General features: G+C 73.3%; 10 protein-coding genes and 2 tRNA genes. 8 read left to right on the top strand and 4 right to left on the bottom strand.

Annotated elements, in window-relative coordinates; all coding sequences use genetic code 11:
- Positions 1 to 185: 185 nt before the first annotated feature.
- Positions 186 to 599: an SsgA family sporulation/cell division regulator gene (locus tag ACWEV0_RS25355; RefSeq protein ID WP_015032345.1), complete on the bottom strand. Its 414-nt coding sequence runs from the start codon at positions 597 to 599 to the stop codon at positions 186 to 188.
- 199 nt (positions 600 to 798) lie between these two features.
- Between ACWEV0_RS25355 and ACWEV0_RS25350 the strand changes: the two genes are divergently transcribed.
- Both ACWEV0_RS25350 and ACWEV0_RS25345 read left to right on the top strand, forming a co-directional pair.
- Positions 799 to 1254 (top strand): TIGR02611 family protein, encoded by a 456-nt coding sequence (locus tag ACWEV0_RS25350; RefSeq protein ID WP_453151749.1) that lies wholly within the window; start codon positions 799 to 801, stop codon positions 1252 to 1254.
- Positions 1255 to 1308: 54 nt separating this feature from the next.
- Positions 1309 to 1383: transfer RNA gene (locus ACWEV0_RS25345), tRNA-Val, on the top strand.
- A gap of 90 nt (positions 1384 to 1473) precedes the next feature.
- On the opposite strand, the gene ACWEV0_RS25340 is transcribed toward ACWEV0_RS25345, so the two are convergent.
- Positions 1474 to 3966 carry an SCO7613 C-terminal domain-containing membrane protein gene (locus ACWEV0_RS25340; protein WP_453151748.1) on the bottom strand — a complete coding sequence of 831 codons (2493 nt, stop codon included), beginning with the start codon at positions 3964 to 3966 and terminating at the stop codon, positions 1474 to 1476.
- Positions 3967 to 4048: 82 nt separating this feature from the next.
- Here ACWEV0_RS25340 and ACWEV0_RS25335 point away from each other — a divergent pair, with 82 nt between their 5' ends.
- Positions 4049 to 4513, top strand: coding sequence for an SRPBCC family protein (locus ACWEV0_RS25335; RefSeq protein ID WP_453151747.1), 465 nt, complete (start codon positions 4049 to 4051; stop codon positions 4511 to 4513).
- Positions 4514 to 4553: 40 nt separating this feature from the next.
- Positions 4554 to 4625 (top strand) — tRNA-Val (locus ACWEV0_RS25330).
- A gap of 57 nt (positions 4626 to 4682) precedes the next feature.
- Here ACWEV0_RS25330 and ACWEV0_RS25325 read toward each other — a convergent pair.
- The gene (locus ACWEV0_RS25325) at positions 4683 to 5411 is read right to left on the bottom strand and encodes an exonuclease domain-containing protein (RefSeq protein WP_453151746.1); all 729 of its coding nucleotides are present in this window, start codon (positions 5409 to 5411) and stop codon (positions 4683 to 4685) included.
- Between the two features lie 120 nt (positions 5412 to 5531).
- Between ACWEV0_RS25325 and ACWEV0_RS25320 the strand changes: the two genes are divergently transcribed.
- The 3 genes from ACWEV0_RS25320 to thrS all read left to right on the top strand — a co-directional run bounded on the left by ACWEV0_RS25320 (position 5532) and on the right by thrS (position 9555).
- Positions 5532 to 6116, top strand: coding sequence for a DUF4365 domain-containing protein (locus ACWEV0_RS25320; protein ID WP_453151744.1), 585 nt, complete (start codon positions 5532 to 5534; stop codon positions 6114 to 6116).
- Positions 6116 to 7465, top strand: coding sequence for a hypothetical protein (locus ACWEV0_RS25315; protein WP_453151743.1), 1350 nt, complete (start codon positions 6116 to 6118; stop codon positions 7463 to 7465). Before ACWEV0_RS25320 ends, ACWEV0_RS25315 begins: the two co-directional genes overlap by 1 nt.
- Before the next feature lie 113 nt (positions 7466 to 7578).
- Positions 7579 to 9555, top strand: a complete 1977-nt coding sequence (gene thrS / locus ACWEV0_RS25310) for a threonine--tRNA ligase (protein ID WP_453151742.1) — start codon at positions 7579 to 7581, stop codon at positions 9553 to 9555.
- A 24-nt stretch (positions 9556 to 9579) separates the two neighbouring features.
- Here the strand turns inward: thrS and ACWEV0_RS25305 are convergent, their stop codons facing one another.
- Complete coding sequence (locus tag ACWEV0_RS25305; protein ID WP_453151741.1) at positions 9580 to 10266, bottom strand: potassium channel family protein; 687 nt, start codon at positions 10264 to 10266, stop codon at positions 9580 to 9582.
- Positions 10267 to 10331: 65 nt separating this feature from the next.
- On the opposite strand from ACWEV0_RS25305, the gene ACWEV0_RS25300 reads away from it, so the two are divergent.
- Entirely contained in the window at positions 10332 to 10895 is a 564-nt protein-coding gene (locus tag ACWEV0_RS25300; RefSeq protein WP_403796832.1) for an HIT family protein, read from the top strand.
- Positions 10896 to 10975: the final 80 nt, after the last annotated feature.

The raw sequence follows: 10975 nt of genomic DNA, 5'->3' as shown, positions 1-10975 counted from the left end.
CCCGGGGCGGGGGGGGGGCGGCCGCCCGCTTATTGGCGCTCAACCCCCCCCCCCCCCCACGCGGCCCCGCCCCCCCCCCCCGGCGCGGCGGGGGGGGCGGAGGGCGCCGATGGGAAGGCGTAAGCGACTGCCCGCGCGGCGCCGTCTCCCCGAGTCGGACGGCGCCGTGCGGCTCTCGGGCTGGCTCAGCTGTCGGCCAGGATGTGGGAGAGCTCCGTGTCGAGGTCGAAGTGCCGGTGCTCGGTGCCCGGTGGCACCGCGGCGTCGGTCCGCTTCAGGAACGACTCCAGGGCCCTCGCCGGGGCCTCGAGCAGGGCTTCGCCCTCGGGGGAACTCAACGCGATGCAGACGACTCCCTGGCCGTGGCTACGGGACGGCCAGACCCGGACGTCGCCCGTGCCGGTGGGCCGGTGCAGCCCCTCGGCGAGAAGGTCGCGGGCGAAGACCCACTCGACCGTCTCCTCGGCTCCGGTGTGGAAGGTGGCGTGCACGGCATACGGATCGGCCGTGTCATACCGCAGGCCCGCGGGTACAGGCAGTGAGGACTCGCTCGACACAACGAGGCGCAGGTGCAGCTCGCAGCTGACCGTGGTGTTCATAAGCGCCAGGGCCTTTCGCTCAGTGTGCGCTCGGGGATTCGCACGTCGGCGAAATCGACATGCCACCTACGGTGCCGTTGTAAACCCCTCTGTCTGTTTTGTGATCGTTCAGGTAGCTCGTTTGGCGGTGTGTAACTTTGGGTAATACCGCCATTTCGGGAGGCCGCGATCGATAGGGCGTTCCGGTAGGTTGGGACTCATGAATGCGGACAGTGACGAGCGGGCGGGGGAGCCCGCGGAGGGCGCGGCGGCCGGCCCGGAGAAGCCGGAGCCGACCGGGGAGGCACCGCTGGGGTCCCGGGCCCCCGAGTTCATCAAGGCGCGCCGGACCCTGCACATGAGCTGGCAGGTCGGCGTCTTCGTCGTCGGACTCGCCGTGGTCGGCGCCGGCATCGTGATGCTGCCCCTGCCCGGCCCCGGCTGGCTGGTGATCTTCGCCGGCATGGCGATCTGGGCGACCGAGTTCGTCTGGGCCCAGCTGGTGCTCCGCTGGACCAAGCGCAAGGTCACCGAGGCCGCCCAGCGCGCCCTCGACCCCAGGGTCCGGCGCCGGAACATCATCCTCACCAGCATCGGCCTGGTGATCGTGGCCGTGCTCGTGGGCGTCTACCTCTGGAAGTTCGGCTTCGTCATGCCGTGGAAGATCGACGAGTGACCACGAGGTGGTTCGGGAGCCCCGCTGACATGCGGTAATGTTTGCGGTGCGCCCGGGCGATTAGCTCAGTGGGAGAGCGCTTCGTTCACACCGAAGAGGTCACTGGTTCGAACCCAGTATCGCCCACCACCCGGACCGAAGGCCCGGAGACGATCAAGTCTCCGGGCCTTCGGCGTTCCCGCAGCCGGGCCGCGGCCGAGGCCGCGACCCCGCCCGCGGTCAGCGCATCTTCCCCAGCCGTTCCCGCAGCCGGCGGGCGTCGCGCAGCCGCTGCTCGTACGTCGCCCCCACCGCGAGCAGCAGCAGCCCGGCCAGGGCCGGCGGCAGCCAGCGCGGCAGCGCGCCCACCACCTGCACCACGTACGGCGCCAGCTCGTGCAGCCCGTCCAGGACCAGCACCGCCCCGCCGAGCACCAACAGCGCCTGCAGCCGGAACCGGGCACCGAGCAGCGTCACCGCGAGCGCCGCCAGCCCGAGCAGCAGCGGGCGCACCCAGTGCGCGTCCGTCCAGGCCGCGAACAGGCTCGGCACCAGCGTGACCGCCAGGCCCGGCCCGTACGCCGTCCAGGACGAGGCCTCCGGATCGCGACGGCGCCGCAGCGCGCCCACGGCCAGGGCCGGCACGGACACCGGCAGCGCGTACGCCTCCGGCGCCACCACGCCCCAGACCGCCAGGCGCACCCACGCGGCGAGCACGAACAGCACCACCGCCGCCGCCCCGGCCACCATGCGCCGCTCGGCCCGCAGCGCCGTCGCCGACGCGATCACGCCGGCCAGGCCGAGCCCCAGTGCGAGCAGCGCGGGCCGCCCCGCGGCCACGCCGAGCCCGAGACCGCACAGCCCCACCGCGGCACCCGTCGCCTCCACCGCCACGGCCACCGGATGGCGCCGCAGCCGTGCCCCGGCCGCCGCCGCCCCCGCCGGCACGGTCAGCAGCACCAGGCCGCTCACCGCCGCGCCCAGCTCCCCGGCCGCCGCACCCGCCCCGACGAGACCGGCCACGGCGAGCACCGCCGCGCCCGCCCCGACCAGGCGCCGCGCCCCGGCCCCGTACACCGCGACCCCGCCGAGCAGCACCGCGAGCACCCCGAGCACCGTGAACGTCGCCGCCCGCGCGTCGAGCCCCAGCGCCACCGCCGACAGCGCGGCGGCGAGGCCGCACCCGAAGCCGAGCCACGCCACGACCGACTCCGGCTGCACCGTCCGGGCGGCGGGACCACCGACCCGAGGCCCCCAGCCCGGCCACGCGCCGGACACGTCCCGCGCCGGCGCCGTCTGAGCGGCCTCGGACGCCTCAGGAGCCCCAGGCCCAGGCACGACCAGGCCGCGCGCCAGGACCCCGGGGCGCACCGAGACCGCCAGGCCCGTCGCCGTCGCCACGAGCTGGACGGCGAGCGTCGCCCCGTACGGCAGGTCCAGGGACACCGGCAGACCGACCAGCAGCGCCCAGCCGACGGCGAGGGCGCCCATGCGGCCCCACGGGCGCGGCACCGCCGCGAGGACGCCGGCCGCGAGCAGCAGCACCAGGAGCGAGGTCGCCGGGTAACCGGACAACGCCCGCTCGCCGTGCGCACCGGACCAGACGTCCGTCGTCCGCGCCAGCGGCCCCACCAGACCGACCAGGGCCGGCGGCAGCGCCCAAGCGACAGCCAGGCCGAGCGCCCCGGCCCCCGCGAGCGCGAACCCGTTCCGCACGGCCGGCACCCTCGCGAGCAGCCGCCACGCCGCCCCCGCCAGGACCACCCCGCACAGCGCGTATCCGGGCATGATCCACGCCTCCGGCGTCACCGCACGCAGCAGACCACCCGCCGCCGCGATCCCCGCCACGCCGGCCCCCGTGGCCGAGGCGAGCCCCGAGCGCGGCTGACGCACCGCGAGGTACCCGAGCACCCCGGCGCAGGCGAGCAGCAGCAGCGCGCCCCGCAGCGGGGACGAGAGCGAAAGGGCCAGACCGGTGAGGAACGCCCAGCCGCCCAGAGCGGCCGCGCCGGCACCGGCCGTCACCCGGGGCGCGAGCGGCGTCGTGAAGAGGACCACCAGCAGGTCGAGGACGGCCGTCGCGAGCGCCGCCCACGCCACCGGCACCACACCGCCACCGGCGGCCAGCACCCCGAGGGGCAGCGGCAGTTGGGCCGCGACCACCGCCGCCGGGACCGGTATCCGCAGCCGGGACAGGGCCGAGCCGTACCCCGCCCACACCCCTGCCAGGACCGCCGACGCCGCGGCCGTGTACCCCAGGCCGGCCGTGTCCGCCAGCGCCACCCGGTGCAGCGCGTACGCGTCGAGGACCGTCAGGACCAGACCGAGCGCCGCCACCGCCTCCGCCGTCGACGCCAGCCCCCGGCGCAGCAGCAGCGCCGGTGCGCCGAGCGCGCCCGAGGTCACCACGGCGAGCACGGCCGCCCGGCCGCCGATGCCCATCGTCCCCCAGCTCACCAGCGTGAACACCAGCGCCGCGACCGTGAGCAGCACCCCGCCGAGCGTCAGCAGCACGTTCTGCGTGCTGCGCGGTGTCGCCTCCGCGCGGGGCGGCGCGGCCGCGGGCCAGGGTGCCGTCGACGGGCGCCCCGGCGCGAGGGCCGGCACCTGCGAGCCGATCACCCGCAGCAGCCAGTCACGGCGGAGCAGCAACTGCGCCCGGCGGGCGTCGAGTCGGGCCAGTTCGCGGTCGACGAGCACCAGCTCTTCCGCGGGAGGCAGGGAGGAATCCATAACCGGAGTGTGGCCCCGGACACAACGCCGAGGAATGCGCGCGGATACTCAGATCCGGCCCTGAGTACCCCACACTGGCCCCATGGACTGGTGCCACTACCGCTTCCGCACCGTCTGGCGCCTCACCGCCCCGCCCGACGCCGTCTACGCCGTCCTGGAACGCGCCGAGGAGTATCCGCTCTGGTGGCCCCAGGTCCGTGAGGTCGTCCCGCACGACGAACGCACCGCCACCGCCCGCTTCCGCTCCCTCCTCCCGTACGACCTCCACGTCACCGCCGAGGCCCGGCGCCGCGACCCCGCCGCCGGCGTCCTGGAGATCGCGCTCGGCGGCGACCTGGAGGGCTGGGCCCGCTGGACGCTCACCGCCCGGTCCGCCGGCACCGGCACCCGCGCGCGGTACGAGCAGGAGGTCGACGTCAGGAATCCGCTCATGCGCGCCCTCGCCGTCCCCGGACGGCCCCTGTTCCGCGCCAACCACGCCCTGATGATGCGCGGCGGCCGCCGTGGACTCGTCGCCCACCTGCGCCGCCCGGTCCCGCCGGTTTGAACGAAGGGTGCGAGGGCCTGTATGGTTTCACCCGTTGCCCGGGCGATTAGCTCAGCGGGAGAGCACTTCGTTCACACCGAAGGGGTCACTGGTTCGATCCCAGTATCGCCCACCGGGAGAGGCCGGTCCGTCAGAAGACGGACCGGCCTCGGCCATTCCCGGCCCGGGATCACGCCGCCGTCCGCAGCTCCGGACGCAGCGGCCACGCCGGGTCCACCGTCTCCGGCGTGCCCTGCCGCGCGAACCACGCCTGCAGACCCCGCGCCTGCGCCGCGTGCCACACCGACTGGAGCGTGTGCAGCTCGCCCGGCGTCAGCCGCTCGAGCCGCGAGGCGAACCGCCGCCCCACCGCCCGTACCACCTCCATGGCCGCCCGCGCGTCCGCCGCCGCGTCGTGCGCGCCGTCGAGCACGACCTCGTAGTGCTCGCACAGATCCCCCAGCGTCCGCCGCCCCTTGCGGTACCGGTCCAGGTGCTTGTCCAGGACCCGCGGGTCGAGCACGCACAGCGGCGCGTGCTCCAGATAGCGGCCCAGCGAGGACGCGCGATGGCGGCGCAGCTCGCGGTCGAGGATCGTCAGGTCGAACGGCGCGTTCATGACCACCAACGGCCGTCCGGCCGCGCTCTGTTCGGCTATCGCCCGGGCCAGCTCCTCCACCACCGGTGACGGCCACCGCCCGTTCCGCTGGAGGTGATCGTCCGTCAGCCCGTGTACGGCCGTGGCCTCCGGCGGCACCGGTATGCCCGGGTTCACCAGCCAGCGCGTCACCCGCGGGCGCATGCCTGCGGCGTCCTGGACGACGAGCGCGGCGGACACGATGCGGTCCTGCTCGACGTCCACTCCCGTGGTCTCCGTGTCGAATGCGGCCAGGGGCCCCTCGTACCAGTTCGTCGTCATCCCCGAACTCCTCGCACATGCGCGGCAGATGGCCATCCCCCTGCCCGAATCGTTGATACCCGGGCTGTTTGCGCCGTACGCGGACCGGTCACAACAGAGGTGACGGGGAAGGACATTGACATGGCGCTCGCCCAGCCGGAATCGGGAGGGCTGCCGACCCAGCGGGCAGCACCGCTGCGCGGCTCACTCGCCACCACCGCCTGCATGGAGACCCTCCAGGTCGGATACCTCCACGCGGTCGCGGCGGCGGCCGGCTGCTCGCTGTCGCAGCCGTTCCCGGACAACGGCATCGACTGGCACGTCAGCCACAGCGCACCGGACCACACCGTCGACGACGAGGTCACCATCAAGGTGCAGCTGAAATGCACCTACCAGATACCGCCGCGGACGCAGGCCCCGCCCGGTTCCGCACCGGGCCACTTCTCGTTCACGCTCGACAACGAGCACCTGGTGAAGCTCGCCCGCACCCCGGTCGCCGTCCACAAGATCCTGGTCGTGATGCTCGTGCCCCGCGACCGCGAGGACTGGCTGCGGGCCGACCACGACCGGCTCGACCTGCGGCACTGCTGCTACTGGATCAACCTGGCCGGCCACCCGGTCACGGGACGCCGCCGGACCACCGTGCGCATCCCGACGACGCGGATCTTCGACGACCGGGCGCTCTGCGAGATCATGGCGCGGGTCGGCGTGGGAGGGAGACCCTGATGCACCGGCCGATCGACGAACCCGAGAACGGGGCCGGTCACGGCCCCGGCCCCGTGCTCCCGCCCGCCCACCCCGTGCCACCGTCCCCGCCCTTCCGCCCCCACCCGGCGCCCGGCGAACTCCCCGGCCACTGGACCGGCGTCCCCGCCGCGCCCCTCGGACCCTGGGCCGACGCGGGCGACACCCCGGACCCCGGCCGCGTCGACCCCCGGGTCCTCGGCGCGCTGCTCGCCCGGCACGGCTGGCGGCGCCGGGGCGGCGCCCCCGGCCGCTACAGCCGCTGGAGCCCGCCGGGCCCCGAGGCCGGCAGCCGCGGCACCAGCCTCCTCGTCCCGGACAGCCGCGCCTTCCCCGACTGCGAGGACCTGATCGGCGAGGCCCTCACCGCCCTCGCCCGCAGCGCCGCGCCCTCCGCCCGCGAGGTCCTCACCGGCCTCACCGTGCCCAGCGACGAGATCCGCTGGTGGCGGGACGTGCCGCCGGGCCCGGCCGGGACGGTGCCCTGGCCCGTGCAGGAACAGCTCAGGTCCGCCGCCCGCGGAGTGCTCCTGGCCGGCGCGCTCGCCGTCCGCGGCCGGGCCGGCTACCACGGCGCCCGGCACCGGCGGCAGGCCCAGGCGTCCCTGGAGTCCGTCGTCGTCGGCGCCGCCCCCGGCGGCCGCGGACTGACCGCCTTCCTGCCGGTCGACCCCGGCCGCGCCGTCTCGGTGCGGCTCTACCACGCCCTGTACGCGGCCCGCGAGGCCGTCGACTACCGGCGCGCCACCGGCGGCATGGAGGCGTTCGACAGCGCCGTCGAGGCCGGCGTCAGCCGCGAGCTCACTGACGCGCTCGTCGCGCTCGTGCGCGGTACGGAGGGTGCCAGCATCGCCCTGGAATGGTCACCGGCCGCCGGTACCCCCGAGGGCTGCGCGGCCCGCCCCGAGCCCGTCGAGTTCTCGCCCGGCGACCTGCCCGCGCTGCGCGAGGCCGGCGTCCGCTACCGGGCCGGCGAGCCCTCCGTACCCGTACGCATCACCGGCACCGTCGTCCGCATGCGCCGCTCCGGCCCGCGCGGCGAGGGCACCGTACGGCTCCGCGTCCTGGCCGGCGCCGAGGTCGGCCACGTCCGCGCCACCCTCGACGAGGAGGGCTACCGCACCGCCGGCCGCGCGCACCTCGCCGGCCTCCCGATCCGGGTCGTCGGCCGGCTGGAGAGCCGCGGCGGCTTCCGGCGCCTGACGGACGCGAGCGAGGTCGTACCGGTGCAGGTGGACGAGGCGGAACGGGACCGGCTGATGAAGTCGCTCCAGGGCACCGCCGAGGACGCGGCCTTCTTCGGGGAGGCCTGCGGGCCCGCCGAGGACTGAGGGTCGGGCACGGGCCCCGGGTAGGATCAAGGCTTGCGCGGCACCTCGTCTCTGCCGCGCACCGCCGGCGCCGGCACCTCGTGTCTGCCTGCGCCCCTATGTATGGAGCACCCGTGTCTGAAGTCCGTGTGACCGTCCAGTCCGCCTCCGGGCCAGAGGAGAGGACGGTGAGCGCGGGCACCACGGCCGGCGCCCTGTTCGCCGACGACCGCACCGTCATCGCCGCCCGTGTCGCGGGCGAGCTGAAGGACCTGTCGTACGAGCTCGTCGAGGGCGACGTCGTCGAGGGCGTGGAGATCTCCTCCGAGGACGGCCTCAACATCCTGCGCCACTCCACCGCGCACGTCATGGCGCAGGCCGTGCAGGAGATCTTCCCCGAGGCCAAGCTGGGCATCGGCCCGCCGGTCCGGGACGGCTTCTACTACGACTTCGACGTGGCGAAGCCGTTCACGCCCGAGGATCTCAAGGCCATCGAGAAGAAGATGCAGGAGATCCAGAAGCGGGGGCAGAAGTTCGCCCGCCGCGTCGTCACCGACGAGGCGGCCCGCGAGGAGCTCGCGGACGAGCCGTACAAGCTGGAGCTCATCGGCATCAAGGGCTCGGCCTCGACCGACGACGGCGCGAACGTCGAGGTGGGCGGCGGCGAGCTGACCATCTACGACAACCTGGACGCGAAGACCGGCGAGCTGTGCTGGAAGGACCTCTGCCGGGGTCCGCACCTGCCCACGACCCGGAACATCCCGGCGTTCAAGCTGATGCGCAACGCCGCCGCCTACTGGCGCGGCAGCGAGAAGAACCCGATGCTCCAGCGCATCTACGGCACCGCGTGGCCGTCGAAGGAGGAGCTGAAGGCCCACCTCGACTTCCTCGCCGAGGCCGAGAAGCGCGACCACCGCAAGCTCGGCAACGAGCTCGACCTCTTCTCCATCCCGGACGAGATCGGCTCCGGCCTCGCCGTCTTCCACCCCAAGGGCGGCATCATCCGCCGGGTCATGGAGGACTACAGCCGCAAGCGGCACGAGGAGGAGGGCTACGAGTTCGTCTACTCGCCGCACGCGACCAAGGGCAAGCTCTTCGAGAAGTCCGGTCACCTCGACTGGTACGCCGAGGGCATGTACCCGCCCATGCAGCTCGACGAGGGCGTGGACTACTACCTCAAGCCCATGAACTGCCCGATGCACAACCTGATCTTCGACGCGCGCGGACGCTCCTACCGTGAGCTGCCGCTGCGCCTGTTCGAGTTCGGCACCGTGTACCGGTACGAGAAGTCGGGCGTCGTCCACGGCCTGACCCGGGCCCGCGGCTTCACCCAGGACGACGCGCACATCTACTGCACCCGCGAGCAGATGGCGGACGAGCTCGACAAGACGCTCACCTTCGTCCTCAACCTGCTCCGCGACTACGGTCTGACCGACTTCTACCTGGAGCTGTCGACCAAGGACCCGAACAAGTTCGTCGGCTCCGACGAGGTGTGGGAGGAGGCCACCGAGACGCTGCGGCAGGTGGCCGAGAAGCAGGGCCTCCCGCTGACCCCCGACCCGGGCGGCGCCGCGTTCTACGGTCCGAAGATCTCCGTGCAGGCGAAGGACGCCATCGGCCGTACCTGGCAGATGTCGACCGTGCAGCTCGACTTCAACCTGCCGGAGCGCTTCGACCTCGAGTACACCTCGGCGGACGGCTCGCGCCAGCGCCCGGTCATGATCCACCGTGCGCTGTTCGGCTCCATCGAGCGCTTCTTCGCCGTGCTTCTTGAGCACTACGCGGGCGCCATGCCGCCGTGGCTGGCCCCGGTGCAGGCGGTCGGCATCCCGATCGGCGACGCGCACATCGAGTACCTGCAGGAGTTCGCGGCCGACGCGAAGAAGAAGGGCCTGCGGGTCGAGGTGGACGCCTCCTCCGACCGCATGCAGAAGAAGATCCGCACCCACCAGAAGCTCAAGGTGCCGTTCATGATCATCGTCGGCGACGACGACATGAACGCGGGCACGGTCTCCTTCCGCTACCGCGACGGTTCGCAGGAGAACGGCATCCCGCGCGAGGACGCGCTGGCGAAGCTCGCCGACGTGGTGGAGCGCCGCGTCCAGGTCTGATGACCTGACGGACTCACGAGCCGGCTAGGAGGCCCCCGGGAATCCCCCCGGGGGCCTCTTCTCGTCCTCCCGCGTGAACACCTGGATCAGCCAGGACGAGAACGAACCCGTCACCGCGCCGAGGAGCGCGAGCCCGCCGGCCATCAGGCCCACCGCCACCACGCGGCCCAGCGGGGTCACCGGGGTCACGTCGCCGTAGCCCACCGTCGCGAGGGTCGAGCAGGCCCACCACACCGAGTCGCCGAAGGTGCGGATCGTCGCGCCCGGGGCGCCGTACTCGGCCTGGTAGACGACGAGCGAGCCGGAGAAGCCGATCAGGACCGTCGCCAGGCTCGCGTACGCCATGACGCGGGCGTAGAGGGTGAGCCGGGGCTGGTCGTGGCGGCGCTGCATCCGGTCGTAGAGGCGCACCACGCGCAGCGGGCGCAGCAGGGGCAGCAGGAGGACGACGGTGTCGAGGAAGTGCCCGCGTACGAAGCGCCAGGGGCGGAGGCCGCTGAGCCGGAGGCGTACCGCGTAGTCGACGAGGAAGACCGCCCAGGCGCCGAAGGTCAGCGCCAGGCAGAGGTCGCGCCAGATGTCGGGCAGGTCGTGGACCAGGACGCGGACCGCGTACGCGCCGAGGTAGACCAGGGAGGCCACGGCCAGCGGGGTCTCCATGCGCCGGTCCCAGCGTTCCTGTCGCGGAGGCGTCGGCGGGCTGTGGCTCATTCGATCAGCATGGCCGGTGCACGGATCTTCCGCCCCGGCGACACGTTCCGAACGGGCGACGCAATATGCTGCACAGCATGACGACTGAGCCGGAGCAGCAGATCGGAGTGGGGACGCAGGACGCGTTCCAGCGCCTGTGGACGCCTCACCGGATGGCGTACATCCAGGGCGAGAACAAGCCGACCGGGCCGGGTGCCGAGGACGGCTGTCCCTTCTGCACGATCCCGGCGAAGTCGGACGAGGACGGTCTGGTGATCGCGCGGGGCACGAGCGTGTACGCGGTGCTCAACCTGTACCCGTACAACGGCGGGCACCTGATGGTGGTGCCGTACCGGCACGTCGCGGACTACACCGACCTGGACGCGGACGAGACCTCGGAGCTGGCGGAGTTCACCAAGCGGGCGATGGTCGCGCTGCGGGCCGCGTCGGGGGCGCACGGGTTCAACATCGGGATGAACCAGGGTTCGGTGGCGGGTGCCGGGATCGCGGCGCATCTGCACCAGCACGTGGTGCCGCGCTGGGGCGGGGACACCAACTTCATGCCGGTGGTCGGGCACACGAAGGTGCTGCCGCAGCTGCTCGCGGACACGCGGAAGATGCTGGCAGACGCCTGGCCGGCGGGCATCTGAGCGGTACCGGGCTGTGGGATACGAAATGCGGGATCCAATATCCGAGTTTTTTGTTACCGCCTTTTGTTTACCCTGCGGCG

Source organism: Streptomyces sp. NPDC003943 (assembly GCF_053605265.1).
Note: the sequence above shows the minus strand (reverse complement) of the source record. Positions and strands in the feature narration are given on the sequence as shown.